Origin of the sequence: Nisaea acidiphila (genome assembly GCF_024662015.1) — a bacterium.
In the GTDB taxonomy this organism is placed as follows: Bacteria; Pseudomonadota; Alphaproteobacteria; order Thalassobaculales; family Thalassobaculaceae; genus Nisaea; species Nisaea acidiphila.
In genome coordinates this window covers 1,138,170-1,164,580 of sequence record NZ_CP102480.1, presented here as the reverse complement: position 1 = coordinate 1,164,580, position 26,411 = coordinate 1,138,170, and the positions used below count along the sequence as shown (strand labels likewise).

Genomic DNA, 26,411 nt, shown 5'->3' with positions numbered 1-26,411 from the left:
TATGGAATAGTGTAGCCCTAGAGCGCTTTATTGTTTCCAATTGGCCAAGATGTCATTCGCCCCGCTGCGTGAACTCCAGACCCGTTTTTCCTCCATTTCGCCCAATCTTCAGGGCATGTTCTGGATCGCTCTCTCGGGGCTCGTCTTTTCCTGTTTCATGGCGATCGTGCGCTATGTCGGCGCCACGCTGGATCCGGTGCAGACCGGGTTCCTGCGCTACGCCTTCGCGCTCGTCTTCATGGCGCCGTTTTTCCTGAAGCTCCGCCCCTCCGACATCCGCAACGCCAAACTGCCGCTGCATGCCCTGCGCGGGTTCCTGCACGGGACGGGCGTCCTGCTCTGGTTCTACGCGATGTCGCGGATGCCGCTGGCGGAAGTGACCGCCATGGGGTTCACGGCGCCGGTCTATACGACGCTCCTGGCCGCTCTGTTCCTCGGCGAGGCGATCCGGTTCCGGCGCATCATGGCCATCATCATCGGCCTGATGGGCGCTCTGATCATCATCCGTCCCGGCTTCGCGGTGGTTGACCCGGGCGCCATCGCGATGCTCGTTGCGGCGCCGATCTTCGCCTGCGCGGATATCGTCGCGAAGAAACTGACGCTGACCGAAACGGGCCCGGCGGTGGTGGCTTATCTCTCCGTCTTCGTCACGCTGTTTACGTTCATTCCCGCTCTCTATGTCTGGCGCACGCCGACAATCGAGGAACTGCTGCTCGTATTGATCACGGCCGGGCTCGCGACCCTGGGCCATTTGCTCATGACCCAAGGCTTCAAGGTCGCCGAAATGTCCGCAATCCAGCCGATCAAGTTCGTCCAGCTGGTCTGGTCCGCCCTGATCGGCTTCGCGATCTTCGGGGAAGTTCCGGAGATCTTCACCTGGATCGGCGCCGCGATCATCGTCGGCAGCATCACCTATATCGCCCATCGCGAGGCGGTGGCGCGGCGGAGGCGCCGGGCGCTGGCCGAAACTTGATCGGCAATTCTCTCAGAGGTTGAATTCGACGAAGACCGGATAATGATCGGAGGCGGTGACCTCCGACGCAACCCGGCTGCTCTTCACCTTCGGGGCGAGATCGTCCGTCACCAGCACATGGTCGATCTTGTAGTCGCCGTCCCGGTTGTAGAGGGTCGAGACGCCTTCCTCATCGTGGCCTGCCGCAACCCACGTATCCACGAGCTGGTCGTAGAGCCGGGTTCGGCCGCGCTTTTGGTGCGGCTCGCCGCAGAGATGGGCGTATTCCTCGGAGGTCGGGCGGCAATTGAGGTCGCCGGCGAGGATCGCGCTCTTCGGCGCGGGCGCGAAAGGCAGGCCCTCCGTCCAGTCAAAGGCCGCTTCCGGCGGCAACGGGTGCGGGCCGTCGATTGGCGCGCCTTCGTGAGGCGCGCGGAAGACATATTCGCGCAGCGCCTCGACCTGCGGCATGCGGTGCGACGGTGCCTGATGGGCGAGATGGGTGCTGTAGACGCGGATCGGGCCGGACGGCAGTTCCACGATGGCCTCGACGGCGCAGCGCTGCAGATCGAAGACGCCCGGGGAGGGTTTCTTGCGGAGGTGCAGGGTCCGCGAGGCGGAAATCGGCCAGCGGCTCGCGACCATGTTGCCGAAAGTGCGGCGCCGGTTCACCACCTTGCCGTCCTCGTCGCGGAAGCTGCCGTCGACGTCGAAGGTCGAGCCGAAGACATAGAAATGGTTCAGCCGCCCGGCGATGGTCGCGGCCTGATCCTCGTAATCGTCGCGCGGCCAGCCCTGCACCACTTCCTGGAAACAGACGATATCGGCAGCTGCGACCGCGTCGGCGATCCGGCCGGTATCGAACTTGCCGTCCTGGCCGAGGCCGAACTGGATGTTGTAGGTGGCGAAGGTGAGCGTCATGGCGGTCCCGGAAGTTTGGCAGAGGAAGGACGCGCAGCCTAGCCGCCGACCATGACACCCGGATGACGCTTGGTCAGTCTAGCGGCGGAGGATCATGCCGTGCTTCTCGTCGCCGTTGAAGCCGAGTTTCTCGTAGAAGCCGCGGGCCTTGGCACGGCGTCCCGTGAGCAGCATGATCTTGTAGGCGCCGGCCGCCCAGGCGGTATCGATGAGCGACTGCATCACGCCGCGCCCGAGACCGCGCCCCTGGAACGCTTTCAGCGTCACGACGTTCTCGACAAGTGCATATGGGCGGCCACCATAGGTCATGTTCGGCATCACGTGGACGGTGGCCATCGAGACCATGCGCCCACCAACCTCGGCGCCATGGATCGCGCTTCCCGGCTGCGTGAGGATCGCCGCGAACCGCTCCTGCCCGAGCGCGCCCTCCGCGACCGGCCGTGCGCCGGAGAGTTCGCGATAGAGCGCGAGCGCGTCGTCGAAATCCGTCGGAACAAGCGTGCGGTAGGTGACTTCACCGCTTCCGGTCACGGGGCTTGCTCAGGCGTAGAGATGGCACTCGACATGGCCGTCCGCGTCGTTGATCTTCGGTGGCGCCTTAACGGAGCAGGGGCCGAAGGCCTTTGCGCAGCGCGGATGGAAGGTGCAGCCGCTCGGCGGGTTGATCGGGTTCGGGAAGGCGATACCGAGACCGCTATCCGGCACGCCGAGGCCGGGTTCCGGGGTCAGAACCGAACCGAGGAGCGCTTCGGTATAGGGATGCCGCGCCTTCTCGAAGAGGGTCGCGGTATCGGTTTCCTCGACGATCCGGCCGAGATACATCACCGCCACCTTGGTCGCGATATGCTCGACGACGGCGAGGTTATGGCTGATCAGCACGTAGGTGAGGCCGAGTTCCTCGCGGAGATCCATCAGCAGGTTCAGTATCTGCGACTGCACCGAGACGTCGAGCGCCGAGGTCGGCTCGTCGCAGATGACGATTTCCGGCTTCATGATCAGCGCGCGGGCGATGGCGACGCGCTGGCGCTGGCCGCCGGAAAGCTGGTTCGGATAGCTGTCATAGACCCGCCGCGGAAGGCCGACGATGTCGAGAATATCCTCGACCGATTTCCGCCAGCTCAGCGGATCGCCCACCTTGTGCACGCGGAGCGGCAGAGAGACGATGGAGCCGATGGTCTTCCGCGGGTTCAGCGACGAATAGGGGTCCTGGAAGATCGGCTGGATGCGGCGTGCGACCGCGGTCCGGCTGCCACCCTGGTAAGCGGGTTCGCCGTCGATGAAGATCTCGCCGGTGGTCGGCGGTTCCAACCCGAGCAGCATCTTGGCGAGCGTGGACTTGCCGCAGCCGGATTCGCCGACCAGGCCGAGCACGTCGCCTTTCTCGATCTTCAGAGAAATCCCGTTCACGGCGTGCAGAGGCTGCTTCGGGCTGAAGATGCCGCGCCGGATCATGAAGGTCTTGGTGACGTCCCGCATTTCGAGGACGGGAGGGACGGTCTCTCCGGTCATGCGGATACGAGCTCCTTCGCATTGGCTTCACAGGCGGCGACATCGAGAGTGCAGCGATAGCCGCGCCCCGGGCCGAGTGTGTGGTAGGGATCTTTGGTGTTGCATTCGTCATGCGCGAAGGCGCAGCGGTTGCGGAAACTGCAGCCCCGGATGTCGCCGACCAGTGTCGGGACGATGCCTGGGATCGAACCGAGGCGGGAGCCGCGCGCGGTCTTACCGGGCACCGGAATGCAATTGATCAAGCCCTGGGTGTAGGGATGCAGCGGCTTGTTGAAGATCTCGTCAACCGTCCCGGCCTCGACGATCTTACCGGCATACATCACCGCCACCTTGTCCGCGACACGGGCGACCACGCCGAGGTCGTGGGTGATCAGGATCAGGGCCGAGTTGAACTCGTTCCGGAGCTCCGCCAGCAGGTGCAGGATCTGCGCCTGGATGGTGACATCGAGGGCCGTGGTCGGCTCGTCCGCGATGATCAGCTCCGGGTCGCACATCAGCGCCATGGCGATCATCACGCGCTGGCGCAGACCGCCCGAGAGCTGGTGCGGATACTGCGATAGCCGGCTTGCCGCGGCGGTGATGCCGACCCGCTCCAGAAGGTAGATCGCCCGCTCGCGCGCTTCCTTCTCGCTCGCCTTCTTGTGCCGGATATAGGGCTCCATCAGCTGGTTGCCGATGGTGTAGGCGGGATTGAGCGAGGTCATCGGCTCCTGGAAGATCATCGCCATCCGGTTGCCTCGGATATGCGCCAGCTGCTTTTCCTTCAGGCTCAGCAACTCGTCTCCGGCGAACGTCATCTTCTCCGCCGAGATCTTCGCGCGCTTGGGCAACAGACCCATGATGGAAAGCGAGGTGAGCGACTTGCCGCAACCGGACTCGCCGACGATGCAGAGGGTCTCGCCCTTGTCGACGGAGAAGTCGATACCGCGCACGGCATGAAGGTCGCCGGCCGCGACCGGGATGTCGACCGTAAGGCCTTTGATCTCGAGAACGGCTGACACGTTACACTCCTGTTCCAGAATTCTTCCGCGCGGGCATCAGTTCCGGGCCTCCGGCGCGGTGACGTCGCGGATCCCGTCGCCGACCAGGTTGATCGCGAGAACGAGCAGGAAGAGGGCAACGCCGGGGATCGTGATCATCCAGGATTCGAAGAGGATGTAGTCCTTGCCCTCCGAAACCATCAGCCCCCAGGACGGGGTCGGCGGCTGCACGCCCATGCCGAGGAAGGACAGTGCCGCTTCGAGCAGGATGGCATGGGCCATCTCCAGCGTCGCGACGACGATCAGGCTGTTCACGATGTTCGGCATGATCTCGGTCAGCAGGATGCGCGTCGTCGAGCAGCCGACTGCCTTGGCGGCGGAGACATAGTCCATTTGACGGATCTGCATCGTGGCCGAGCGCATGACGACGGCGTAGCGGTCCCAGAGCAGCAATCCGAGCACGCTGATCACCACGATCAGCGAGCCGCCGACGAGCGCCACCACGGCGAGGGCCACGAGCACCACCGGCATGGAGAGACGGACGGTGATCAGGAACGTCACCACCATGTCGACGCGGCCGCCGAAATAGCCTGCCGCGACACCCATCGCGGTGCCGATGACGCCGGAGATGAAGGCCGCCGCGAAACCGATCAGAAGAGAAATCTGGGCGCCATACATCAGGCGGGAGAGATAATCCCGGCCGAGCTGGTCGGTGCCGAGCACGTGCCCCCAGTTGCCGGTGATCCAGACCGGCGGCTTAATGCGCGCGAGCAGGTCCTGGTAGTAGGGATCGTGCGGCGCGAGAAACGGGGCGCTCAGCGCCATCAGGAACATGATGGCGAGGATGACGCCGCCGATCATCAGGCCGCGATGGCCGAAGATCCGCCTGCGGAGCTGTTGTCCCGGAGTCGGGCCGACAATGTCCTCTGCTGCCGGAAGGCCGCGATTTGCGATGGTCGTCGTCATGGCGTCAGCCCACCCGGATCCGCGGATCGAGCCAGGCGTTCAGCAGATCCGAGAGAAAAGTCAGAATGATGTAGAAGAGCGAGAAGACCAGAACCACGGCCTGCACCACGGGCAAGTCGTTCCGTCCGATAGACTCCCATGCAAGATAGCCGGCGCCATGCAGGGCGAAGATACTCTCGATCACGATCGATCCGCCCAGCATGAAGCCGAACTGAACAGCGGCAAGTGACACCACCGGGATCACCGCGTTGCGCAATGCGTGCTTGAAGAGCACGACATGCTGCGGCAGCCCCTTGGCCCTCGCTGTGCGGATATAGTCCGATCCAAGAACCTCAAGCATGCCGGTTCGCGTCAGCCGCATGATGGCGGGGGTCGCGTAATAACCAAGCACGATGGTCGGAAGAATAAAATGCTGCCAGGTCTCTGATCCGGTCGTCGGCAGGATCGGGTACCAGACCGCGAACATCACGATCAGCATCAGGGCGAACCAGAAACTCGGCATGGCCTGGCCGACGACGGATATTCCGAGGGCCAGCCTATCGAGGATGCTGTTCGGCTGCATGGCGGCGAGGACGCCAAGCGGAATAGAAAGCAGAATGGCGAAGCTGATCGCACAGACACCGAGAGTCATGGAAATCGGCAGGCGCTCAAGCAGGAGATCCGCGACCGGAAGCTTGAAGTAGAAACTCATGCCGAAATCGCCCCGGAACGCCTTCCCGGCCCATTCCAGGTACTGCACGTAGATCGGGCGATCGAAGCCATAGAGCTCGCGGATATATTCGATATCAGCGTCGCTCGCGGTTTCGCCGGCAATGGCGGTGGCGGGGTCGCCGGCGAGGTACGTCAGGGAGAAAGTGATCCCCGACACCGTCAGGGCGACAAGAAATGCCAAGATCAGGCGCTTCAGAGTGTAGACCAGCATGCCTCTATATCCGGTGGGTGCCGGGTTATCAGGGAAGGGATCCCTGCCGGTTATTCTTGGTTATCCCGATCCCGGCCTCGACCGGGATCGGGATAGAAAGTTTAGACTACTTCCATTTCGCGGTGAAGAACCGCGGAATCTCGTCGGAGGTCGGGGTGAAGTCGACATCGTTCGAGAAGGCGTAGTTGGTGTTGTAGGACCAGAGCGGAATCCAGTAGGCCTCGTCGGCGATCCGCTTCAAAGCGGCGCTGTAGGCTGTCTTGCGGGCTGCGGAATCGACCGTGGTGTCGCCCGTGTGCAGCAGTTCCTTCACTTGCGGATCGAGCGCGAGGTCGTCCTTGCCATGAGTGAAGAAGTTGCTGGTGATCGCAGACACGTCGTTGACCGAGTAGGAGCCCCAGGTCATGAAAGCCATCGGGACTTCCTTGGCCCGGATCTTGTCACGCAAGGCGGCGTACTTCAGGTAACCGAAATTGGTCTTGATGCCGACCTGGTTGAGGAAGCCGATCATAGCCTCAGCATAGTCACGGTTACGGTAGGCGTAGAACGGAATTTCGAAGCCGTTAGGATAGCCGGCTTCAGCAAGCAATTCCTTGGCCTTGGCGGGGTCGTACGGATATTTCGTAACGCCCTGCTCGCAGCCGAACTGGGTCGGGAAGCAGGCGGAATGGACCACTGAGGATTTGCCGCGGACCAGCGCCTTGACGATGGCTTCGCGGTCGATCGCGTGTGCGATCGCCTTGCGGACCAGCGGGTTCTTCAGCGGCGTATCGCCCGTCGCGCCGGCGGCATCCATGGTGATGTAGCCGATACGGAAGGTCTGTTCGTTGACAACCTGAACCCGGCCGGACCCGCTGAGGCGGTCGGCTTGGTCGGCCGGAACCCGCCACATCCAGTCGGCGCGGCCAGCGAGCAGCTCGGCGATCTGGGTGTTACGTTCCGGAATGGTGCGCTGAATGACCTTGCCGATGGTCGGCGTGCCTTTCGGACTGCCCTTCATGTAGCCGTCGAACTTTTCCCAGACGATCTTCTTGCCGGGCTCAAGTTCCGTGACCTTGTACGGGCCGGAGCCAACCGGCTTCAAACCCATGCCGTCCGGACCGACCTTTTCGTAATAGTCCTTCGGGTAGATCGAGACCGAACCGGCCACGAATTCGAGGGCCGCCGGGAATGGGGCCTTCAGCATCACCTGGAGCTTGTACTTGTCGAGCTTCTTGGCGCCCTTGATCCAGTTGACGTTACGCTGGGTCTTCACGCCGTTGTCCGGATTGGACACCCAGTTGTAGGTGAAGACCACATCGTCCGCGTCGAGTTCTTCGCCGTTGTGGAAGGTGATGCCTTCGTTCAGCTCGAACTCGAGCGTGGTGTCGTCGACCCACTTGTAGGATTTCGCGATCAACGGCTCGTAAGCCATGGTCTGCGGGTTGCGATAAAGCAGCGCGTCCCAGGTCATACGTGAGAAGATGATGCCTTCACGTGCGGTGTTGAAGTAGCTATCGACGTTCTCGAGCTCGCGTTCCCACACGATGTTCAGGGTGTCGTCAGCCTTGCCGGCGAGGGCCGCCGGTACTGCCGAGACGAGCGCCAGCGAAGCCAATGCCGACGCAGCAAGAAATCTCTTCATGTCCACTCCTGTCGTATTCCGGTTTCTCAGGCAGCGGGCGCACCGGGCGATGCGGACCCACCATCGGACGAATGTCCAGACCGTTTGGAGCGCGAAGCATTGCAGGCCGAAAACGTGTTGGCAAGGCATTGGAGCCATTGTTTTCATGAAAAAATTTATGCCATTATTGCAATGCAATATGGCTAAAATTGATGTCGAATGCCGTGCTGTTCCGCCATCGCTTGCTGGTCTTAGGAAGCGGAGATCGGAACCGGCGGCACCAGCCCGTATTTCTCTGCCCAAGGCGCCAGCGCGTCGATGATCCCCGGATAAAGTGCGACGCCTCCCGAGGATGACGCAGCTCTTTTTGCGATCGCACTTTGACCCGGCAGGCGCACCGGCGGACCGCCCGCGACCGGTTTGTTCGCGCGGCATCGCTCGACGATATGGTCGATCTGCCGGGTAAAGGCAGCCTCGCCGGTGAAGGCTGTCGGGTCCATCACCTGAACGTAGACGCCGGCGCCCCATCCTTCGGCCGGGTCGGCGCGTCCGTGGCCGGGAAGTCCCTGTGTCAGGGCCTCGATCATCAATGCGAGGCCATAGCCCTTGTGACCGTACTCCTTTCCGCCGATCGGCAGGATCGTGCCGGGCGGGTCGGTGAACAGCACGGCGGGATCGTCGCTCGCGGCACCTTCCGCATTCTGCACCCATGCGCCCGGAAGCTTCTTGCCCTCGCCATGCAGGCGGCCTGTCAGGCCATTGGTCGTGATCGAGGCGCTGGTATCGATCAGGATCGGGTCGCCGCCTGTCGGTATGCCGACAGCGATCGGATCCGGTGTGAAGAGCGGTTCCGTTCCGCCATAGGGCGCCACACTGGAGACGGCGGGGTCTGAAGATGCGATCTGCACCATGCAACCCGCTCTGGTCGCGCGCTCGAGAAACACGGCGAGGCAGGCGATATGGTGGCTGCGCCGAATCGCAATGCTGGCGGTTCCGTAGAGCTTGGCCCGTTCAACCCCAAGATCGACGGCGCGGGCGGTGAGCCAGACGCCGGGAAGGCGGCGGCCGTCCCACGTAACGACGGCGCCCCGGTCGCTCAGGACTTGCGGGCCCCCCTCTTTTTCCATGGTGCCGTCATCGAGCGCTTTCAGATACGGCGCGCAGAGTTGGAGGCCGTGCGTCGTGTGCCCCATCAGATCGGCCTCGACGAGCAGCGGGCCGATGGTGCCTGCCTTGGCCTCGTCCAGCCCGGCGGCTTCGAACAGGCCTGTGGCGAAGGCGGCGAGGGCCTTCGCGTCGTATTTCTTGTCCATTGAGCAGTCCTCCCTTTGCAGGGAGAGTGCCGCGTCCGGTGCCCGGTGAAAAGGCGCGGCTTTATTCCGCCGCGTCGAGTGAGCGCCGCGCCATGCGATCCCGCCGCGCATCCTCGAGCACGCCGGCGAGAATTTCCGTGTGGAACCGGTCGCAGCCGATGCAGAGATTGCGGTAGGGACGGCCATCGACGGTAATCGTCTCGGACTTCTTCAGGAAGGTTTCAACGTCCCAGCCATGGGCGATGCCCATGCGCTCGGGATGGCCCATGGAGATCGCTTCGAAGGCGGGTCGCCCGACCAGGCTGTCGATAATGTCTTCGAGCCGCTCTTCCGTCAGGTTTCCGAGCGGGGCCTTAGTCTTGAGGCAGCAGGGAAAGACGTCGCCGTTGGGGTCGATGGAGACTTCGGATCCGGAATAGCGCCGGTTCAGGAAGTTCAGGCCGCCGGACCAGACATTGCAGAAATTGTCGTTGATCGTCGCGCGGGAGAGGCCGTTGGCCCAGGCCCGGCCGCGCGGCCAGATCTTGCCGATCCAGGCATCCTCGGTCGCGCCGAAGAAGGAGAAATTGGGGCCGTCATCGTCCCAGGCCCGGACTTTCGGATCATGCAGGAACGGGCGCATGCCTGCCGCTTCGAACCAGCCGGTCAGCTTTTCCTGCAGCGGCACCCGCTTCTCGCCCTCCATGCCGACATGGAAATCGTCCATGCCCGCGACGGAGATCATGTAGATGCCGCGCTCCAGCAGCTCTTCGATGATCCGTTCGGTCAACAGGTCCCCGGTGGTCTGCACTACCAGCTTCACGCCGCCCTGCGACCGGTACTTGTCGCGGATCTGTTCCAGTGCCGGATAGAGAATGGTCTCGCGCACCGGGTCGAGCAGCACCTCGCCGCCGGAGACGATGATGCGGCTGGTGCGTTCGACATAGCCGCCGGCTGCGCTGTCGTCCGGCTGCTCCAGGTCGAGATAGGTCAGCCGGTCGGGAAGGTTCGCGATGATCTTCGGGAAATTGGCTTCCGCCGCGCTGACGACCGCTTTGAGTTCGTCGCGGACATAGGGCCGGAAGCGCTCCTCGTAGCAATGCTTGCAGCGCCGGTGACAGGCCCAGGATAGGACGTAGTAGATACTTTCCATCGACGATTTCCCGTAAATTGCCTGCCGTCGCATATGCCTTATCCAGGGTTGACTGTGAAGTAACGCCTCCGTCAGGTGGGTTCGGCGCGCGAGCTTCGTCGGAGACCGCGCCGCTCGCGTTGAACAGTCTCCATGCTAACGTGACCGGGGCTGGATTGTTGCGGAGGAGAAGAGCGGGGTATGCGCGGGAGTACTTTGATCGGGGATCTCGGTGGCACCAATCTCAGGCTGGCCCTGACCGATGGAGAGAGCCTCCGGAGCGAGCGTGCGTTCAAGACGGCGGAACATCAGGGGTTTGAGGTGGCGCTCGAAGTATTCCTGGAGGGGATCCCGCAGCCCGAGTGGCCGCGCAACGCAATCGTTGCGGTGGCAGGACCGGTCTCCGGCGACCGGATCCGACTCACCAACTGCCCCTGGCAGTTTTCCCGCGATGCCGTGCGCGAGCGCTTCGGCTGGAACCGATTCGGTCTGATGAACGATTTCGCCGCGGTGGCGGCGGCACTGCCGCATTTCGGCGAGGACCATCTCGACGCTGTGCAGACCGGGATCGAGGTCGCACGCAGGCCGAAGCTGGTGCTCGGCCCGGGAACCGGTCTCGGGGTCGGCGCCGCCGTGCCGTCCGGCGAGGACTGGCATGTGCTCGACGGCGAGGGCGGCCACGCGACGCTGGCCGCGTCGAACGAAGCGGAGGCTGACCTGATCGCGCACCTTCGACAGCGTCTCGGCCACGTATCGGCTGAGGACGTGCTGTCCGGCCCGGGCCTCGTGAACCTCTTCGGCGCCATCGCGGAACGGGACGGGCTCGATCCCGAACCGGCGACGGGCGAGGAGGTCGTCGAGCGCCTCGACCGGGAAGGCTGCCCGGCGGCACGCGAGGCATTGGACCGGTTCGCCTCGTTTTTCGGGACCGTCGCGGGCAACGCTGCCCTGACCGCAGGCGCCCGCGGCGGGGTCTATCTCGCCGGGGGCGTGTTGCAGAACCTGGGAGAGCGCTTCCGCGCCGATCTGTTCCGGGCCGCGTTCAACGCCAAGGGCCGGATGCGCGCGTATCTGGAGACCGTCCCGGTCTACCGCATCACCCATCCGGAGCCCGGCCTTTTCGGACTGCAGGCGCTGGCCAGAGGGTAAGTGTACCAGTTCGGAGAGGCACTACCTAGCTCGGCTGTGTCTGTGCAAGCGGTTTCATGGGGTGTTGAAGTTCGTCCTCCTCGATGTTGGGTATCATTTATCGTAGAGAACGAGTTTCCGTTCCTTTATCGAAGCCGCGTCTATTCTGCTCGCAATGGAAGGGATCGAGTTGACGAAATCAAACGAATATCCGAGGAACCATTGGTCATTTCCTAATCTTTGATGTTTCGATGGTTCATGTTCCTTCAGGAACGCTGAAGACACTAGGAACACATCTCCAACATAGATAGTTTCTCCAGCCTCAACGCTGAAAATCGGTATGCCTTCCCGCATCCGTGAGTCTTCTTGTTTCAAGGAGTGGATAATCGTCGTTTGATTCGGAGAGCTTACAATTTGACGCTCGAGGAACCAGTCGCCGGGATTAACTTCGGCAATTGCGTATGTCGTTCTGCCAAACTGATCTAATGTGCGACCTGGACCGAATAACGAATTCGGTTCTCCCAGTCCTACCATGATCAGTTCCGGGTTCCCCTCGAAAGACAGCCCGATATTGCTCAGCTTTTTGCCATTGTTGACCTCAAACCGGCGAAAGTTAATCTGGGCGCTAAGGATTGCGGATGGGACTTTCAGAGGGCCTGCAACAATATGGATCGGAGCGATTGGCTTTGAAATCGGTACATTAGGGATCCGGAAGGCCCCACCGACAATAACGACGGCTTTTCCGGGGCTGGGTCCATCCTTGAAAGACGTGGTTGCACTTGAACATCCTACGATGATCCAACAAAGCGCAATTGCTGCTGCAAATCGCGCCGCACGTTGACAATGCGTCATTGCCTTCTACCCCAAGCCGCTTTCGGTCAATCCGATTATCCAACAGGAGTTTAACGGCTTGGAGCGATCTGAAAACAATCTGAATGCTTATGTCGCTAAGGTGATGGCCACACGCGTTGCAACAACGCTCAGTGCACGTTGGTCAGCACGTCGCTGAAGCGTTCCAGCGCCCAATCGACCTGATCGCGGGTAATGACCAGCGGCGGAGCGATGCGGATCGAATGTTCGTGCGTGTCCTTGGCAAGGATGCCGCGCTCTTTCAGGGCATCGCAGTATTTCCGGGCACCGCCTGCTTCCGGCTCCAGTTCGACCGCCAGCATCAGGCCGCGGCCGCGGACTTCCTTCACCGCGTTCGAGCGGATGCCTTCCAGCTCCGTCTTGAAATAGGCGCCCTGCTCGGCGGAATTCTCGATCATACCTTCGCTCACAAGCACATCGAGCGCGGCCCGTGCTACGGCGCAGCCGAGCGGGTTGCCGCCGAAGGTCGAGCCGTGCTGACCCGGCTGCAGCACGCCGAGGACTTCGCTGTTGGAGAGCACCGCCGAGACTGGGTAATAACCGCCCGAGAGCGCCTTGCCGACAAGCGTCACGTCGGCCTCGATTTCCTCGTGCTCTTCCGCCAGCATCTTGCCGGTACGGCCGAGGCCGGTCTGGATCTCGTCGAGGATGAGCGTGACGTTGTGCTCGGTGCAGAGCTCGCGCATCCGCTTGAAATAGCCGGCCGGCGGGATGATCACCCCAGCCTCGCCCTGGATCGGCTCGATCAGGGCGGCGACCGTGTTTTCGGTGATCGCCTTCTCGAAGGCTTCGATATCGCCGAACTTCACCACCCGGAATCCCGGTGCGAAAGGACCGAAATTACCGCGCGCCACCGGATCGGTGGAGAAACCGACGACGCCGATGGTGCGGCCGTGGAAGTTGTTGGAGAAGACGATGACCTCGGCCTGATTTTCCGCCACGCCTTTCTGCTCATAGCCCCATTTGCGCACCGCCTTGACCGCGGATTCCACCGCCTCGGCGCCGGAATTCATCGGCAGCACCTTGTGCGACCCGGTTAGCCGGGCGATGTCTTCGTAGAAGCCGGCGAGCTGGTCGTTATGGAAGGCGCGGGAGGTCAGGGTCAGCCTCTTGGCCTGGGTCACCAGCGCCTCGTAGATCTTCGGGTGGCAATGGCCCTGATTTACGGCGGAATAGGCCGAGAGGCAGTCGAGATACTGTTTCCCGTCCACATCCCAGACATGCACGCCCTCGCCCCGGGTCAGGACGACGTCGAGCGGCTTGTAATTGTGAGCGCCGAGCCGGTTTTCCGTAGCAATGAAATCTGCGGCATGGGACATGGGGGTTCTCCTTCGCTTTGCTCAGTAGGATCGGGTCGGCCGGTCCATGACTTTGCGGCCGAACAGGCTCGCGGTCAGGTCGACCATCAGTCGTGCGGTCTTGCCGCGCTCGTCGAGGAAGGGATTGAGCTCCACGAGATCGAGCGAGCCGACGCGGCCGCTGTCGCAGAGCTTCTCCATAATGAGATGGGCCTCGCGGAAGGTCGCGCCTCCCGGAACGGTGGTACCGACGGCGGGTGCGATCTCCGGGTCGAGGAAATCGACGTCGAGGCTCACGTGGATGACGCCGTCCGCATCCTCAACACGCTTCAGGAAGTCGGCCAGCAAGGCGCTGACACCCTTCTCGTCGATGGCGCGCATGTCGACGACTTCGATCGGCTGGTTCAGCAATTCGCGGTGCTCCGCCGGATCGACCGAGCGGATGCCCATCATCGTGATATTCTCCGGCTTCACCGGAACGTCGAGCTCGGGAAAGTATCCGTCGAAGCCTTTGCGGCCCGTGAAATAGGCGACGGGAACGCCATGCAGGTTGCCGCTCTCGGTGCTGTCGAGGTCGTGATAGTCGCTATGGGCGTCGAGCCAGAGCACGAAGAGTTCGCGCCCGTCCTCCTTCGCCGCTTTGGCAATGCCGGGCAGGGTACCCGCCGCCAGCGCATGGTCGCCACCGAGGAAGATCGGCGTCCGTCCGCCCTGCTTCGCCGCATAGGCGGCTTCGGTCAGCGACTGCACCCAGCCTGCGGTTTCGGTCAGGTTCTTGATCGCCTTGTTCGGGTGGCTGCGCTCCGGAAGGGGGGCGGGGGCGCAATTGCCGAGATCCTCGACGCCATGGCCGAGGCTCTCCAGCGCCCGGCCGAGCCCGGCGGTTCGGAAGGCATCCGGCCCCATCAGGCAGCCCGGCTGGCCGGCGCCGATCTGGACCGGCGCACCGACAAGAACGCAAGAACGGGATCCGGTCATCTATTGCTCCATTCGTTCGGCGGGACTGCGTCCCGGCGACAACCCTGACTGACTATGTGGGCAAGGCGATGGCGCAAAAAAGATAGCAAATAGCGCAAAAAGACGCATTATATGTGCAAATTGATAAGCAAAAATGGCGAAATGATAAATGGATGCGATTGACGAGAAGCTGATTGCCGCGCTCCGGCGCAATGGCCGCTCCGGGATCTCGGAACTTGCGGATCTGCTCGGGGTTTCCCGGGCGACGGTGCGGAGCCGCATTGAGCGTCTGGAGCGGGACGGGCAGATCCTCGGCTATACCGTGGTGCTGCGGGGCGATGCGCAGGAATTGCCGGTGCGCGGTATCATGCTGATCGAGATCGAGGGGCGGGGAACCGAGAATGTGGTGCGCCAGCTGACCGGCATCGGTGCGGTCGGCGCGATCCACTCGACGAACGGCCGGTGGGACCTGATCGCCGAAATCGGGGCCGAGACGTTGGCCGATTTCGACGACGTGCTCCGCCGCATCCGGCTGATCGACGGAATCGCGAATTCGGAGACCAATCTACTGCTCGCAACCCGGCGCAGCGCCCGCGCCGCCCGCCGGAACTGACTGACGGACGGCGCGGATAGGGCTTAGTGCGCGTTCGCCGCGGAGAGCGCATGCGCTCCGTGCGGATTGTCCAGCACCATGAGCCACTTGCCGTCGGGCTGCCGGCGCAGCACTGCAACTGTAAGGCCTCCCATCGCAACCGGATCGCCTGCGGGACTCTCGCCCTTCATCGACCAGGGGGCGAGATGGATGGCGATGTCGCCGGCAACATAGACCTCGTGCTCACCGTAGCTGACTGACGGGTTGGCTGCGGCCAGCTCGGAGAAGATCTGCCGCGACAATGCGGCGTCCGCGACGGGGGTATTCGGCTCGAAGAGAATGGCGGCGTCCGGCTCGTAGGCCGCCATAACTCCGTCGAGATCTCCTTTCTCGAGGTTCGCGGTCATCGTGAGGATGGTGTTCAGGACAGCGTTCTGGTTTTCCATTTCATTACTCCGTGATTGGGTAATGGGACGGGGGCGGGGTGTGAGCGCGCATTTGTGCCGTCGGCCCCGCCGGGCTTCGCATCCGCGCGTCCTTCAGTACGGGCGGACGGAATCGATCAGTGGGTGTGGGGGGCGTCGACCGCGGAGCGGACGATATCCGCCAGATCGTCCGGCGCGGTGAAGCGGGCGGGACTCTTCATCTGGCAGAGCGCCTTCAGGTTCCGCTCCATGCCGCGCGTCTGTTCGAGGATCGCGCCGAGACCTGCGTCCCCGGCACTTCGGGTGAGCGGGGCGGACGGGTGGATGCGACCGAGCCGAAGCGCCTCCGGGACGCGCCGGTCGCAGCTGCAACGGGCGCTCTCCGAGACATTGCCGCAGACCCGGCCCGAGAAGCCGATGACTGCGGAACGGGCACGGGAGAGGCGCTTGCGATAGGTTGCGGGTTCGATCGCGAGAATATTGGCGGCCTCCCGGTGATCCAGCTCGAGGATCTCTCCAAGCACGAAGGCCATCCGCTGCTCCACGTCGAGGCAGAGAAGCATCGCCATGGTGCATGCGATGCGAAGCTCGCCGATCATGGCGGTGTGGTCCGCGCCGGGGCCGGCCTGATCCGAAAGGCCGGTATGTAGGTCCTCCTCGAAGGCTGCGAAGCTCAGGCTTTGGCTCCGTGCTCGCACCTTGCGCGACCGTAGCAGGTGGTTGACCGCGATCCGGAAAGCCCAGGTCCGGAAGCTGCTCCGCCCCTCGAAATTGGAGAGCCGGGTGATCAGGAGGATGAGAATGTCCTGGGTAGCGTCCCGGGCGTCATCCTGGTTTGCGAGAAAGCGCAGGGCGAGGCCGTAGATCTGATCCTGGCTGCTGCGGATCAACGCCTCAAGCGCCTCCCGGTCCCCGGATTGCGCTTGGGTCGCGAGCGCTGTCCAGTCTGCGAACTCTCTTTCGTCTTGTCTCATAGCACCTCTCCGTTGTCGGTTCGGATGCTTAGAGACCGGAGAGGGGCAAGGTGTGACCGGGAGAAAACGTCATGCGTCCGTAGCCTCTTCGAAAAGGCCGAGCCCGCGGAGTGCGGTTTCGGCAGCAAGGCGAAGTTCCGTCTCGTCGCGGATCACTTTGCAAATGACGTTGAGCCCGACCAGTTGGGCCTTCAGTGCGAGGGCGGTGGCATGCGGTTCGAGCGATTCCGGGAGTTCGCCGGTTTCCTTTCCGAATTCCAGCAATCTCTCGATCCGGGCAACGTTTCCCAGAATGGCTTCTTCCAGCAGCGGTCCCAGTATGCGGTCCCGGCCGCAAAGCTCGTCGACGCTCTTCACCGCGAGGCAGCCCTTGCCATCCGGATCCGCCGCTCTCACCCGGCACGCCAAGCGAAAAGTGCGGGTGATGAGCGCTCTTACCTGTCCGTCGCTGACCAGATCGGCGAAGGCTCTGTCAGGAGACTGCCTGGCATAGCGCTCCAGAACCTCTGCGAAGAGATCTTCCCTGCTATTGAAGGCGTTGTAGAAGCTGGATCGGGTGATTCCGAGCCGTTCCGAGAGCGCCTTGACGGAACATGACTCGTACCCGTCGCGCCAGAAGGCCTCCATAGCCGTCTCAATGGCTTCGTCGCGGTCGAACTTGCTGGGCCGGGCCATGGTTCCTCACGCGGATGTGTTTTGTGCATGTATGGACAATACGGTTGTGCGCCATTTTGATCATATATGTACATAACGCGGGTTTCGCGGAATGTGAAGTCAGACGCAAATGGGGAAGAGAGCAAGATGACGGCGTTTTTCGTTGCGACGGTAACGGTCAAGAATCCTGCGAAGATGCAGGAATATGGAGCGAAGGCCGCGGAGACCTTTGCGCCTTTTGGAGGCGAGATGGTGATGCGCGGCAAGGCGATCGGTCTTCTGACTGCGGGAGAGATCGATCACCAGATGACAGGGATCGCGAAGTTCCCGTCCTTGGCGGATCTGAAGTCCTGGTACGCGTCGGAGGCCTATCAGGCGATCATTCCGCTGCGCGACGAGGCGGCTGACATCGCTATCGCCGCGTATGAGGTGCCGGAATAGGCAATTAGCCGGGAGGCACCGGCGACGGCGCCTCCCGAAGTCATTCAAGAGCCCTGGCCCGCAACTTCCTCGGGCATCTGGGTCGGCATGGCCTCGAAGACCGGCTTATTCCGGTCGATCGCTGCCCAGCTCGGTGCGCGGCCGGCATAGACCGTCATCTGCGGTTCCGCGATCTCGATGTCGTCCAGGCTCGAGGCGCGGAGGAAGAGCATGCCGGGCACCCCGGAATTGGTCGAATAGACGGCCGAACCGCAATCGGGGCAGAAGCCGCGGCTGACCACGTTTCCGCTGTCCGCCGGCTTGTCGAAGAACTTCAGCCGGCCGGTTACCGACACATCCGCCTCCGGCAGGCCGAGATGGGTGCAATGCGTCGTTCCGCTCGCCTTGCGGCAGTCGTCGCAATAGCAGTCACCGACGATTTTCGGCTCCGATTTCGCCTCGTATCTGACGGCGCCGCACAGGCATCCCCCGGTGAATCCCTCCGACATTCCCTGAACTCCTTGATATGTTGAAGAAGACGAACTGGATCATAACTTGTGAATTGCAAGTTGCAAGTCACTATTGAGCCTAGGATGGAAAAATTGGATTTCGACCCCCGCTCCGGATGCCCCATCGCGACGACGCTCGATATCGTCGGCGACCGATGGACCCTCGTCATTCTGCGCGACATGCTGACCGGCAAGAGCCGGTATTCCGAGTTCATGGCATCGCCCGAAGGCATCACGACCAACATCCTCGCGGACCGGCTGAACCGGATGGAGGCGAGCGGTCTTGTCGAACGCTCGCTCTACCAGGAGCGCCCCAAACGCTATGCCTATAATCTGACGGAGAAGGGCCGGGGGCTGCACCGGGTCCTTCAGGAGATGTGCCGCTGGGGGAACCGTTTCATGCCCGAAACATGGGTGCCCCCGGAGAGCTTCATGCAATGACCGTACGGCCGGACAAACCGGCCGACGCGAGGGGAGGGAACCGAGCTTGAAAATCACCGCGATCCGCAGCCATGTGCTGCAATACGACCTCGCCGAGGAGCTCGGATACTCCCAGCAATATTATCTGAAACGGACGACGCATCTCGTCGAGGTAACGACGGACGAGGGGGTGACCGGCTGGGGCGAAAGTTTCGGCGGCGGAGATGTCGCCTTCGCGAACAAGGCCATCGTGGAGCGGGTGATTCAGCCCATGGTGCTCGGCATGGATCCGCTGGCCCGCGAGGTGATCTGGCACAAGGTCTACAACCTGCTGCGCGACCACGGCCAGAAGGGCATGCCGATGCAGGCACTCTCCGGCGTCGATATTGCGCTCTGGGACATCGCGGGGAAACTCCATGGCGTGCCGCTCTACCGGCTGCTCGGCGGCGCTTTCCGCGACCGCATCCCGGTTTATGGCTACGGCATGATGCTGCAGCGGGTGCCGGATCTGGCGGAGCGCTTCGCGGTCGAAAGCGCGGCGATCAAAGAGGCGGGCTACGGCGCGATGAAGATGAAGATCGGTCTCGGTCCGCGGAAGGACCTGGAGCTGGTCGAGGCGGTCCGGAACGCCATCGGTGGCGAGACCGGTCAGATGGTCGATGCCAACCACGCTTATACTGCCCGCGAGGCGATCCCGCTCGGCCGCGAGCTGGAACGTCTCGGTGTCGCCTGGTTCGAGGAACCGGTGGCGCCGGAGGACCGTCAGGGCTATCGCGATCTGTGCAGCACACTCGACATGCCGATTGCCGGCGGCGAGGGCGAGTTCACCCGCTGGGGCTTCCGAGACCTGATCCGCGAGCGCTGCGTCGACGTGCTGCAGCCGGAAGTCTGCGGGCTCGGCGGAATCACCGAGTATCTGAAGGTCCGCGCGCTCGCCGAGGCGCATTTCCTGCCCATCGTGAACCATGTCTGGGGCTCCGCCGTGGCGGTGGCGGCCAACATGCATCTGCTGGCCGCGCTTCCGGACTTGCCCGGTGGCGCCCATCCGGTGCAGCCGATGCTGGAATTCGACACCACGCCCAACCGGTTCCGTGAGGAACTGCTGACCGAGCCGCTCCGGATCGGCGAGCAGGTCAGGGAAAGCGGCGGTACGGTCGCGCTGCCGGGCGGTCCGGGCCTCGGGGTCGAGCCGGACCCGGATTTTCTCAGACACTTTTCGGTGGACTGAGCCGCAGGATCAGTCCTCGGCTTCGAAATAGTCCGGATGGGCCGCCCTGATCGCCGGGATGGCGGCGAGCGTGCCGGAGAGGTGATCCCGGACTTGGCGCTCGACATCCTGGGGATCACCTCCGGCAATCGCCTCGAGGATTCGTTCATGGGCCGCCAGGACGTCGGCCATCTTGCCGGGATCCGGCAGGTTCAGCGTGCGCAGCCGGTCGATGTGACCCGAACAGCCCGAAACCAGCTGCCAGAGCGAGCCGACGCCGGCGGCCTGGAACAGCGACAGGTGAAACAGACGGTCGAGGGCGGTGAATTCCGAGATGTCGCAATCCTCTCCCGCCAGTTTCTGCATGCGGAGGATCCGTGTGGTGGGCTGCAGCAGCGCCGGGTCGCCGGCCCTGGCGAGGGCCTTCGCGACCTCAAGCTCGACACCGACGCGGAGAAATTGGGACTTCTGGGCGTGCTCGGTATCGATCTTCGTCACCAGCGTCTTCGACTGGGGATAGGAAACGACCAGCCCTTCCTGCTCCAGTTTCTGGATCGCTTCCCTAACCGGGGACTGGCTGACCTCGTACTCTTTCGCGATCTCGGCGCGCGACAGCACAGTGTCGGGCAGCAGCTCGAGCGAAATGATGCGTGCCCTCAGCCCCGCATAGACCCGGGCCGCAGCGGAGCCCTGCTGGCCCGGCCCGGACAGTTCGTCCGATGCCTTGATCAATGCCTCGGAAAGGAAACCGACACTCATCCAGTGAACCTCGAAACGCCCAAAACGAACCGATTACATAAGCTGCCCCGGCATGAAAAGCGACACGGCAGGGAAGGCGATCAGGATCACGAGAAAGGCCAGGATCGCAAGGAAATAGGGCGCGGAGGCTTTCGAGAAAGCACCGGTCTTCACGTCGAGGATCCCGCAGACGGTGAACATGATCACGCCGACCGGGGGCGTCAGGCCGCCGACATTGATCAGCGTGACCATCAGGATGCCGACATGCACCGGGTCGAAGCCCGCCTGAATCAGCACCGGCATGACGACCGGCGTCACCAGCAGGATGTTGGCGGCACCCTCAAGGAACATACCGCTGACGAGGAGCAGCAGGAGCACGAGGATCAGGATCGCGAGCGGCTCCGAGGTCAGGGTTGTGACCATGGCGGCGATCTGCTGCGGTCCTTGCTCGATGGTCACCGCGTAGCCGAGGACCGAGGCCATCATGATCAGCAGCATGACCATGCCGAGATCGGTCACCGTGCTGCGTATCGCCTCGTAGAGCTTGCCGGGTGAAAGCTCGCGATAGACGAACACGCCGACAAAGAGGGCATAGAAGACGAGGAAGGCCCCGGCCTCGGTGGCGGTGAAGAAGCCGAAGCGGAATCCGATGATCAGGATGATCGGGAAGGCCAGTGCCCAGACGCTTTCCCGGAAGCTCGCCAGGAGTTCGCGCGTCGACGGCGGTTTCGAGAGATCGGCCGCATAGCCGTGGCGCCGGGCGACGATCCAGGCGGTCAGCATCAGCAATGCCGTCAGCAGCATGCCCGGGATGACGCCGGCGAGGAACAGCCGTCCGATCGAGACCTCGTTGATGAAGCCGAACAGGATCAGCCCGATGCTGGGCGGAATGGTCGCGGTAACGATGGAGCCGAAGGCCAGGACCGCGGCGGTCGCGGCCTTGGAATAGCCGCCTTTCTCGATCATCCCGGGGCCGAGCAGGCGCGCTTCCATGGACGCGTCCGCGACCGCCGAGCCGGAAATGCCGCCCATCATCAGGCTCAGCATGATCGAGACCTGGCCGAGGCCGCCCGCCATCCAGCCGGTCAGCAGGCGAGCGAAGGTGATCAGCCGCTCGGTGATGCCGGTCGAGTTCATCAGGTTGCCGGCGAAGATGAAGAACGGCACCGCGAGCAGGGGAAAGCTCTGGGTCGCCGTCACCATTTTCTGGATCGCCACGGTGGGCGGCATCGTTCCGGTCAGGACGAAGACGGGAAAAGAGGCGAGCGCTAGGGCGAAAGCCACCGGCATGCCGCTCAGGAGGAAGAGAACGAACAGGATCGCGATGATCGAGAGCATGGGGGATCAGCTTTGCGCGCGGATGAGGCGGAAGAGTTGGACCGCCAGGGTGCGGATCATCAGCGCGAAGCCGACAATCATGCTGGCGTGGAAATAGGAGCCGGGGATCTGCAAGGCGCCGTCGAGCCTGGGATGCATCAGGATGGTGTTCTTCCAGGCGAACTGGATCAGGTAGCCGAGGAGGCAGATCAGCACGACCAGGTTGACGATCTCGACGATCCGCCGACGTGCCGGCGACACGTTGTCGAGCAGCAGGCTGATGCCGAAATGCCGGTCGTGCTGAAGCGAAAGGTCGATCGCGAAGATGCAGAGCCAGAGGAAGAGCAGCTGTGCGATCTCGATCGACCAGATGATGGGCGAACCGAGCGCCCGTGCCACCGAGGCGATGCCGACAAGCAGTACCACGGCGGCCAGCAGGAGCGCGGCGCAGCCAAATTCAAAGCGTTTCAGCATGGGGTCCGCCCTGTTTCCGGACTGCGCCGCGAGGGAGGAACGCGTTAGCGTCCGAGCACCCGGTTCACGATGGCGACCTCCTTGTTGAGGTCGAGCAGCTCATAGACGCCGGCCACGGCCTTCTTGAAGGGCGCGAGATCGACCTCCGAAATGGTGACGCCGCTGGCCGCGACATCGGCAAGGGCCTTCTCGCCGAGTTCGATGGTGAGCCCCGAGGCGTAACGCCCGTTCTCCACCGCGAGATCGCGCACGATCTTCTGGTTGTCGGCGGAGATCTGGTCCCAGGACTCGGCCGAGACGACCAGGGCCGTCACCAGCTGGATATGCCCGGTCTTGGTGACATGCTTGATCACCTCGTAGAGCTTGGCGCCCTTGATCGCGGTCGGCTGTGCCTCGGCGGCGTCGATCACACCCATCTGCAGGGCCGAATAGACCTCGCCCCAGGCGATCGGCGTCGGCTCGGCGCCCATGGCCCGGATGGTCTCGATCCAGACCGGCGCGCCGATGGTCCGCATGCGGATGCCGGAGAGATCCGCCGGTTTGGAAACCGGAACCTGTGTCAGCGCGTGCCGCGGTCCCTGATACCAGTTGGAGGCCAGCATCACGAGGCCCGACTTCTCCTTCAGCGTATCGCCCCAGGAGAGATAATCCTCCGACAGCGCGAACTTGTCCGCCTGCTCGAAAGTGTCGAACAGGAACGGTGCGGACATCACCGCGAGCGACGGGACGAAGCTCGAGAGACGGGCGACGTCGGTCACGGTGCCGACATTCGCGCCGGCGCGCGCCTGATCGATCATCTCCGTGGTGTCGCCGAGCTGCGAGCTGTGGAAGACCTGGATCCGGACCTCCCCCTTCGTCGCTTCTTCCACTTCGGCTTTGAATTTCTCGAGACCCCGGCCCATCGGATCGTCCGGCGCGAGCACCGTGCCGATGCGAAGGGTCGTGGCAGCGTAGGACGGCAGGCTCATGGCAAGCCCGGCCGCGAGGGCGACCCCCAGTCCGAGCACACGAATGGTGGTTTTCATCAGTTCCTCCCTTTTGTTGTTATATTAATATATTAGTTTTTTGATACAGTATCGGCGCGGCTCAAAGAGTCAACCCGATTCAGGGAGGGGGTGGAGTTTCGGCGTAAGGGCAATGCGCTTTCAGTCCTGTGCATGGCTGCCATTTTCCGCTTCGGGATGCGGTCGCGGCTTGGAAATGATAAAGAAGGCGCCGTGTTCCGCGATTTGCGCGGACCGTTTGACAATCGATGCACTGCCGTGAAGCCGATGCAGAAAGACACGATGCACCGCATATCCGTCGCACCGATGATGGACTGGACCGACCGGCACGACCGTTATTTCCTGCGGCTGATCAGCCGGCGGGCGGTGCTCTATACCGAGATGGTGACGACGGGTGCGCTGCTCCACGGCGAGGCGGCACGGTTCCTGCGCTACGACGACACGGAGCATCCGGTGGTCCTGCAGCTGGGCGGGAGCGAACCCGAGGCGATGGCGGAATGCGCCCGCATGGCCGAGGATTGGGGCTATGACGAGGTGAACATCAATGTCGGCTGCCCGAGCGACCGGGTGCAGTCCGGCAGCTTCGGCGCCTGCCTGATGCGGGAGCCGGACCTCGTCGCGCGCTGCGTCGAGGCCATGAGCGCGGCGGTTTCGATCCCAGTGACGGTGAAGTCCCGCATCGGCGTCGACGATCAGGTGCCCGAAGACGTGCTGCCCGGGTTCATCCGCCAGGTCAGCGATGCCGGTTGCCGCCACGTCATCGTGCATGCCCGCAAGGCCTGGCTGCAGGGTCTGAGCCCGAAGGAGAACCGGGACGTTCCGCCGCTCGACTATCCGCTGGTCCATGCGATGAAACAGGCGTGGCCGGACCTCACGATTTCGATCAATGGCGGTATTCAGTCCCTGGACGAGGCGGAGCGTCAGCTTGCCCATGTCGACGGAGTCATGATCGGGCGCGCGGCCTACCAGACGCCCTGGATCCTCGCCGATGTCGACCGCCGCTTCTATGGCGAGACTTCGGCGCCGGCGGATCCCTGGGAGATCGCAGAGGCGATGGTGGAGTATGCGGGTGCCCGGATGACGGAGGGCGTACCGCTGAAGAGCATCACCCGGCACATGCTCGGCCTCTTCCAGGGCCGGGCCGGCGCCCGGGCGTGGCGGCGGCATCTCTCGGAGAACGCCCATCTCGACGGTGCGCGTCCGGAGGTGATCCGCGAAGCGGCCGCGCTCGTCCTCCGGAGGGAAGCCGCCTAGCTGTCGCCTGCGTTTCGGTGTTTGATGCGTGTTCGGGCTAAAGACACGTGCAGGCAATTCAATGAATGTTTTCGAAGACCGCGCCTTCTTTCACGAGGGTATGCGCGAATGGCAGGACCGTTTCGACGGGCGGCCCACGGCGGAAGCGATCGAGAGGAACCGGAAACACTACGCGTTCTGGGACGACGAGATCGCTTTCATCGAACGTGCGCCGTTCTTCTTCATCGCCTCGACCTTCGAGGATTATGTCGACTGCAACATCAAGTCCGGCGATCCGGGGTTCATAAAAATCGTCGGCCCCAACATCCTCGAATATCCCGAATATGACGGGAACTCGATGTACCGCACGGTCGGGAACATTACGAAGAACCCGAATGTCGGGCTGCTCTTCGTTGCCTTCGACGGCAAGAGCCGGCGTATCCGTGTCAACGGCAAGGCGGAGGTTCTGACCGACCGGGAAGCGCTCGACCGGCATTACGGCGCCAAGATGGTCGTTCGCATCGAATGCGAGATCTATCCGAATTGCCCCCGTTACACGCCGAACTTGGCCGACCAGGAACCGTCGCCGCACGTGCCGAGGGAAGGCGATGGCACGCCGCCTCCGCCGGAATGGAAAACCCGCGACTATATCCGGTCGATCCTGCCGGCCGGGGATCCCCACGCCGGGATTGTGAACGAGGAAACATCGTCGAAGTGACGCGCGAAGAGCCGCCGGGTCAGGTTCCGGCCGGTTTCATCCGCGCCAGGACCAGCAGTCCCGGAAAGGCTAGCGCCGAGCAAAGCCCCATTGCGTTATAGGCCGCCGGTCCATGGCTCTCGTAGAGCGCGCCGGCGAGCGGCATCATCGCGCCCATCAGGACGCCGCCGGTCAGGGCATAGTAGAGGCTTTGGCCGGTGGCGCCGACATTGTCCGGGATGGTGCGGGTGAGATAGGCCATCGCACCGAGATGGGCGGCACCGAAGGTGAGTGCATGCAGGCACTGCAGCGGGACCAGCAGCAGCGGGTCGTAGGTCAGCGGCGTCAGCGGCCAGCGCAGCATGCCGCCGATTGCCGCGAAGGCGAGAAAGCCGAGCGGGCCGATCCGGCGGGCGAACCTTCCTGCCAACGCGAAGAGCAGAACCTCGGCCACGACCCCGACACCCCAGAGCATGCCGATTACGCTCTCGTCGAGTCCCGCGTCGCGCCAGGCGATGGAGCCGAAGGCGTAATAGACGGCGTGGCTTACCTGTAGCAGCCCGGCCGTCACGACAAAGAGCAGGAAGTCGGGTCGCGCCAGAAGGCTGAGCGGGTTCGCCCTCTCGGTCGACTGGCTGCGCGGCACCTCCGGCATCGCGAAGCAGGCGATCAGGATGAGTCCGACTGTGCCGCTGGCAATCCAGATCACCCAGTCCGGGTCTCGTCCGGTGAGGAAGGCACCCGTCGCCGTGGTGCCGAGAATGAAGCTGATCGAACCCCAGAGCCGCACCCTTCCATAATCGAGGCCGGCATCGCGGACAGTCCGGAGCGCAATGTTCTCCATCACCGGCAGGATCGGATTGTGCAGGGCGTAGAACAGACCGGCGAGCAGGGCGATGGGCCAGAACCCCTCGGCGCCGTTCATCGCGAGGCAGACGACAAGTGCGAGCGCGGCGAGCACGATGGATAGTTTGCGTCCGGCGCTCCGGCGGTCGGCGATCTGCGCCACCAGCGGATGCGCGATCATCTTGACCCAGAACACCGCCGCCATGATCGAAGCGATCTCGACGGGGCCAAGCCCGCGATGGTCGAGCCAGACCGGCCAGAACGGCATCAGCACGCCAAACAACAGAAAGAACGCGCCGTAGAAACCGGAAAGGCGGAGAAACAGGCTCTGACGGCCCGGGGCCGCTTCGCTCTCGACGGACATGTCGTTC

Annotated in this window: 29 protein-coding genes; 8 read left to right on the top strand and 21 right to left on the bottom strand. The window is 63.1% G+C overall.

Annotated features, from left to right (window positions below; genetic code table 11):
* Positions 1–49: 49 nt before the first annotated feature.
* Positions 50–973, top strand: coding sequence for a DMT family transporter (locus NUH88_RS05380; RefSeq protein ID WP_257770423.1), 924 nt, complete (start codon positions 50–52; stop codon positions 971–973).
* 12 nt (positions 974–985) lie between these two features.
* On the opposite strand, the gene NUH88_RS05375 is transcribed toward NUH88_RS05380, so the two are convergent.
* The 9 genes from NUH88_RS05375 to NUH88_RS05335 all read right to left on the bottom strand — a co-directional run bounded on the left by NUH88_RS05375 (position 986) and on the right by NUH88_RS05335 (position 10,298).
* The gene (locus tag NUH88_RS05375; protein WP_257770422.1) at positions 986–1,873 is read right to left on the bottom strand and encodes an endonuclease/exonuclease/phosphatase family protein; all 888 of its coding nucleotides are present in this window, start codon (positions 1,871–1,873) and stop codon (positions 986–988) included.
* 78 nt (positions 1,874–1,951) lie between these two features.
* Entirely contained in the window at positions 1,952–2,404 is a 453-nt protein-coding gene (locus NUH88_RS05370; protein WP_257770421.1) for a GNAT family N-acetyltransferase, read from the bottom strand.
* A gap of 9 nt (positions 2,405–2,413) precedes the next feature.
* Entirely contained in the window at positions 2,414–3,382 is a 969-nt protein-coding gene (locus tag NUH88_RS05365) for an ABC transporter ATP-binding protein (RefSeq protein WP_257770420.1), read from the bottom strand.
* Positions 3,379–4,383 (bottom strand): ABC transporter ATP-binding protein, encoded by a 1,005-nt coding sequence (locus NUH88_RS05360; protein ID WP_257770419.1) that lies wholly within the window; start codon positions 4,381–4,383, stop codon positions 3,379–3,381. Before NUH88_RS05360 ends, NUH88_RS05365 begins: the two co-directional genes overlap by 4 nt.
* Before the next feature lie 36 nt (positions 4,384–4,419).
* On the bottom strand, positions 4,420–5,328 hold the full coding sequence (locus NUH88_RS05355) for an ABC transporter permease (protein ID WP_257770418.1): 909 nt from the start codon (positions 5,326–5,328) through the stop codon (positions 4,420–4,422).
* 4 nt (positions 5,329–5,332) lie between these two features.
* The gene (locus NUH88_RS05350) at positions 5,333–6,250 is read right to left on the bottom strand and encodes an ABC transporter permease (protein ID WP_257770417.1); all 918 of its coding nucleotides are present in this window, start codon (positions 6,248–6,250) and stop codon (positions 5,333–5,335) included.
* Positions 6,251–6,356: 106 nt separating this feature from the next.
* A complete protein-coding gene (locus tag NUH88_RS05345) occupies positions 6,357–7,874 on the bottom strand; it encodes an ABC transporter substrate-binding protein (protein ID WP_257770416.1) in 1,518 nt (505 codons plus the stop codon).
* A 230-nt stretch (positions 7,875–8,104) separates the two neighbouring features.
* Positions 8,105–9,166, bottom strand: coding sequence for an Ldh family oxidoreductase (locus NUH88_RS05340; RefSeq protein WP_257770415.1), 1,062 nt, complete (start codon positions 9,164–9,166; stop codon positions 8,105–8,107).
* Positions 9,167–9,227: 61 nt separating this feature from the next.
* Positions 9,228–10,298, bottom strand: coding sequence for a radical SAM/SPASM domain-containing protein (locus NUH88_RS05335; RefSeq protein ID WP_257770414.1), 1,071 nt, complete (start codon positions 10,296–10,298; stop codon positions 9,228–9,230).
* A 180-nt stretch (positions 10,299–10,478) separates the two neighbouring features.
* Here NUH88_RS05335 and glk point away from each other — a divergent pair, with 180 nt between their 5' ends.
* Positions 10,479–11,426: a glucokinase gene (gene glk / locus NUH88_RS05330; RefSeq protein WP_257770413.1), complete on the top strand. Its 948-nt coding sequence runs from the start codon at positions 10,479–10,481 to the stop codon at positions 11,424–11,426.
* 93 nt (positions 11,427–11,519) lie between these two features.
* On the opposite strand, the gene NUH88_RS05325 is transcribed toward glk, so the two are convergent.
* The 3 genes from NUH88_RS05325 to rocF all read right to left on the bottom strand — a co-directional run bounded on the left by NUH88_RS05325 (position 11,520) and on the right by rocF (position 14,551).
* Entirely contained in the window at positions 11,520–12,257 is a 738-nt protein-coding gene (locus NUH88_RS05325) for a hypothetical protein (RefSeq protein ID WP_257770411.1), read from the bottom strand.
* Positions 12,258–12,385: 128 nt separating this feature from the next.
* Positions 12,386–13,594, bottom strand: coding sequence for an ornithine--oxo-acid transaminase (gene rocD, locus NUH88_RS05320; RefSeq protein ID WP_257770409.1), 1,209 nt, complete (start codon positions 13,592–13,594; stop codon positions 12,386–12,388).
* Positions 13,595–13,615: 21 nt separating this feature from the next.
* Entirely contained in the window at positions 13,616–14,551 is a 936-nt protein-coding gene (gene rocF, locus NUH88_RS05315; protein ID WP_257770408.1) for an arginase, read from the bottom strand.
* 148 nt (positions 14,552–14,699) lie between these two features.
* Here rocF and NUH88_RS05310 point away from each other — a divergent pair, with 148 nt between their 5' ends.
* A complete protein-coding gene (locus NUH88_RS05310) occupies positions 14,700–15,143 on the top strand; it encodes an Lrp/AsnC family transcriptional regulator (RefSeq protein ID WP_257770407.1) in 444 nt (147 codons plus the stop codon).
* 23 nt (positions 15,144–15,166) lie between these two features.
* On the opposite strand, the gene NUH88_RS05305 is transcribed toward NUH88_RS05310, so the two are convergent.
* The 3 genes from NUH88_RS05305 to NUH88_RS05295 form a co-directional block, all read right to left on the bottom strand.
* Complete coding sequence (locus tag NUH88_RS05305; RefSeq protein ID WP_257770405.1) at positions 15,167–15,568, bottom strand: YybH family protein; 402 nt, start codon at positions 15,566–15,568, stop codon at positions 15,167–15,169.
* A gap of 116 nt (positions 15,569–15,684) precedes the next feature.
* Positions 15,685–16,521: an RNA polymerase sigma factor gene (locus tag NUH88_RS05300; protein WP_257770403.1), complete on the bottom strand. Its 837-nt coding sequence runs from the start codon at positions 16,519–16,521 to the stop codon at positions 15,685–15,687.
* A gap of 69 nt (positions 16,522–16,590) precedes the next feature.
* Complete coding sequence (locus tag NUH88_RS05295; RefSeq protein ID WP_257770401.1) at positions 16,591–17,196, bottom strand: TetR/AcrR family transcriptional regulator; 606 nt, start codon at positions 17,194–17,196, stop codon at positions 16,591–16,593.
* 126 nt (positions 17,197–17,322) lie between these two features.
* Between NUH88_RS05295 and NUH88_RS05290 the strand changes: the two genes are divergently transcribed.
* The gene (locus tag NUH88_RS05290; RefSeq protein ID WP_257770399.1) at positions 17,323–17,616 is read left to right on the top strand and encodes a DUF1330 domain-containing protein; all 294 of its coding nucleotides are present in this window, start codon (positions 17,323–17,325) and stop codon (positions 17,614–17,616) included.
* 44 nt (positions 17,617–17,660) lie between these two features.
* Here NUH88_RS05290 and NUH88_RS05285 read toward each other — a convergent pair whose 3' ends face one another.
* Complete coding sequence (locus tag NUH88_RS05285; protein ID WP_257770397.1) at positions 17,661–18,104, bottom strand: GFA family protein; 444 nt, start codon at positions 18,102–18,104, stop codon at positions 17,661–17,663.
* A 93-nt stretch (positions 18,105–18,197) separates the two neighbouring features.
* On the opposite strand from NUH88_RS05285, the gene NUH88_RS05280 reads away from it, so the two are divergent.
* Together NUH88_RS05280 and NUH88_RS05275 are read left to right on the top strand one after the other, a co-directional pair.
* The gene (locus tag NUH88_RS05280; RefSeq protein ID WP_257770396.1) at positions 18,198–18,545 is read left to right on the top strand and encodes a winged helix-turn-helix transcriptional regulator; all 348 of its coding nucleotides are present in this window, start codon (positions 18,198–18,200) and stop codon (positions 18,543–18,545) included.
* A 46-nt stretch (positions 18,546–18,591) separates the two neighbouring features.
* On the top strand, positions 18,592–19,752 hold the full coding sequence (locus NUH88_RS05275) for a mandelate racemase/muconate lactonizing enzyme family protein (protein ID WP_257770394.1): 1,161 nt from the start codon (positions 18,592–18,594) through the stop codon (positions 19,750–19,752).
* Positions 19,753–19,761: 9 nt separating this feature from the next.
* On the opposite strand, the gene NUH88_RS05270 is transcribed toward NUH88_RS05275, so the two are convergent.
* From NUH88_RS05270 to NUH88_RS05255, 4 genes are read right to left on the bottom strand one after another with little or no spacing between them, the layout of a single operon-like run.
* On the bottom strand, positions 19,762–20,490 hold the full coding sequence (locus NUH88_RS05270; protein WP_257770392.1) for a GntR family transcriptional regulator: 729 nt from the start codon (positions 20,488–20,490) through the stop codon (positions 19,762–19,764).
* A 33-nt stretch (positions 20,491–20,523) separates the two neighbouring features.
* On the bottom strand, positions 20,524–21,807 hold the full coding sequence (locus tag NUH88_RS05265) for a TRAP transporter large permease (RefSeq protein WP_257770390.1): 1,284 nt from the start codon (positions 21,805–21,807) through the stop codon (positions 20,524–20,526).
* A 6-nt stretch (positions 21,808–21,813) separates the two neighbouring features.
* A complete protein-coding gene (locus NUH88_RS05260; RefSeq protein ID WP_257770388.1) occupies positions 21,814–22,260 on the bottom strand; it encodes a TRAP transporter small permease in 447 nt (148 codons plus the stop codon).
* A gap of 44 nt (positions 22,261–22,304) precedes the next feature.
* On the bottom strand, positions 22,305–23,285 hold the full coding sequence (locus NUH88_RS05255; protein WP_257770387.1) for a C4-dicarboxylate TRAP transporter substrate-binding protein: 981 nt from the start codon (positions 23,283–23,285) through the stop codon (positions 22,305–22,307).
* Positions 23,286–23,531: 246 nt separating this feature from the next.
* Between NUH88_RS05255 and dusA the strand changes: the two genes are divergently transcribed.
* Positions 23,532–24,518: a tRNA dihydrouridine(20/20a) synthase DusA gene (gene dusA / locus NUH88_RS05250; RefSeq protein WP_257770386.1), complete on the top strand. Its 987-nt coding sequence runs from the start codon at positions 23,532–23,534 to the stop codon at positions 24,516–24,518.
* Between the two features lie 61 nt (positions 24,519–24,579).
* On the top strand, positions 24,580–25,215 hold the full coding sequence (locus NUH88_RS05245; protein WP_257770385.1) for a pyridoxamine 5'-phosphate oxidase family protein: 636 nt from the start codon (positions 24,580–24,582) through the stop codon (positions 25,213–25,215).
* A 19-nt stretch (positions 25,216–25,234) separates the two neighbouring features.
* Here NUH88_RS05245 and NUH88_RS05240 read toward each other — a convergent pair whose 3' ends face one another.
* Positions 25,235–26,404 (bottom strand): MFS transporter, encoded by a 1,170-nt coding sequence (locus NUH88_RS05240; protein ID WP_257770384.1) that lies wholly within the window; start codon positions 26,402–26,404, stop codon positions 25,235–25,237.
* Between the last annotated feature and the right edge of the window lie 7 nt (positions 26,405–26,411).

What these genes read in the sequence shown, in the direction of transcription:
- NUH88_RS05380 (WP_257770423.1), top strand. Translation starts at nt 50, where the DNA reads ATGTCATTCGCCCCGCTGCGTGAACTCCAGACCCGTTTTTCCTCCATT.
- NUH88_RS05375 (WP_257770422.1), bottom strand. Translation starts at nt 1,873, where the DNA reads ATGACGCTCACCTTCGCCACCTACAACATCCAGTTCGGCCTCGGCCAG.
- NUH88_RS05365 (WP_257770420.1), bottom strand. Translation starts at nt 3,382, where the DNA reads ATGACCGGAGAGACCGTCCCTCCCGTCCTCGAAATGCGGGACGTCACC.
- NUH88_RS05355 (WP_257770418.1), bottom strand. Translation starts at nt 5,328, where the DNA reads ATGACGACGACCATCGCAAATCGCGGCCTTCCGGCAGCAGAGGACATT.
- NUH88_RS05350 (WP_257770417.1), bottom strand. Translation starts at nt 6,250, where the DNA reads ATGCTGGTCTACACTCTGAAGCGCCTGATCTTGGCATTTCTTGTCGCC.
- NUH88_RS05345 (WP_257770416.1), bottom strand. Translation starts at nt 7,874, where the DNA reads ATGAAGAGATTTCTTGCTGCGTCGGCATTGGCTTCGCTGGCGCTCGTC.
- NUH88_RS05340 (WP_257770415.1), bottom strand. Translation starts at nt 9,166, where the DNA reads ATGGACAAGAAATACGACGCGAAGGCCCTCGCCGCCTTCGCCACAGGC.
- NUH88_RS05335 (WP_257770414.1), bottom strand. Translation starts at nt 10,298, where the DNA reads ATGGAAAGTATCTACTACGTCCTATCCTGGGCCTGTCACCGGCGCTGC.
- glk (WP_257770413.1), top strand. Translation starts at nt 10,479, where the DNA reads ATGCGCGGGAGTACTTTGATCGGGGATCTCGGTGGCACCAATCTCAGG.
- NUH88_RS05325 (WP_257770411.1), bottom strand. Translation starts at nt 12,257, where the DNA reads ATGACGCATTGTCAACGTGCGGCGCGATTTGCAGCAGCAATTGCGCTT.
- rocD (WP_257770409.1), bottom strand. Translation starts at nt 13,594, where the DNA reads ATGTCCCATGCCGCAGATTTCATTGCTACGGAAAACCGGCTCGGCGCT.
- rocF (WP_257770408.1), bottom strand. Translation starts at nt 14,551, where the DNA reads ATGACCGGATCCCGTTCTTGCGTTCTTGTCGGTGCGCCGGTCCAGATC.
- NUH88_RS05310 (WP_257770407.1), top strand. Translation starts at nt 14,700, where the DNA reads ATGGATGCGATTGACGAGAAGCTGATTGCCGCGCTCCGGCGCAATGGC.
- NUH88_RS05305 (WP_257770405.1), bottom strand. Translation starts at nt 15,568, where the DNA reads ATGGAAAACCAGAACGCTGTCCTGAACACCATCCTCACGATGACCGCG.
- NUH88_RS05300 (WP_257770403.1), bottom strand. Translation starts at nt 16,521, where the DNA reads ATGAGACAAGACGAAAGAGAGTTCGCAGACTGGACAGCGCTCGCGACC.
- NUH88_RS05295 (WP_257770401.1), bottom strand. Translation starts at nt 17,196, where the DNA reads ATGGCCCGGCCCAGCAAGTTCGACCGCGACGAAGCCATTGAGACGGCT.
- NUH88_RS05290 (WP_257770399.1), top strand. Translation starts at nt 17,323, where the DNA reads ATGACGGCGTTTTTCGTTGCGACGGTAACGGTCAAGAATCCTGCGAAG.
- NUH88_RS05285 (WP_257770397.1), bottom strand. Translation starts at nt 18,104, where the DNA reads ATGTCGGAGGGATTCACCGGGGGATGCCTGTGCGGCGCCGTCAGATAC.
- NUH88_RS05270 (WP_257770392.1), bottom strand. Translation starts at nt 20,490, where the DNA reads ATGAGTGTCGGTTTCCTTTCCGAGGCATTGATCAAGGCATCGGACGAA.
- NUH88_RS05265 (WP_257770390.1), bottom strand. Translation starts at nt 21,807, where the DNA reads ATGCTCTCGATCATCGCGATCCTGTTCGTTCTCTTCCTCCTGAGCGGC.
- NUH88_RS05260 (WP_257770388.1), bottom strand. Translation starts at nt 22,260, where the DNA reads ATGCTGAAACGCTTTGAATTTGGCTGCGCCGCGCTCCTGCTGGCCGCC.
- NUH88_RS05255 (WP_257770387.1), bottom strand. Translation starts at nt 23,285, where the DNA reads ATGAAAACCACCATTCGTGTGCTCGGACTGGGGGTCGCCCTCGCGGCC.
- dusA (WP_257770386.1), top strand. Translation starts at nt 23,532, where the DNA reads ATGCAGAAAGACACGATGCACCGCATATCCGTCGCACCGATGATGGAC.
- NUH88_RS05245 (WP_257770385.1), top strand. Translation starts at nt 24,580, where the DNA reads ATGAATGTTTTCGAAGACCGCGCCTTCTTTCACGAGGGTATGCGCGAA.
- NUH88_RS05240 (WP_257770384.1), bottom strand. Translation starts at nt 26,404, where the DNA reads ATGTCCGTCGAGAGCGAAGCGGCCCCGGGCCGTCAGAGCCTGTTTCTC.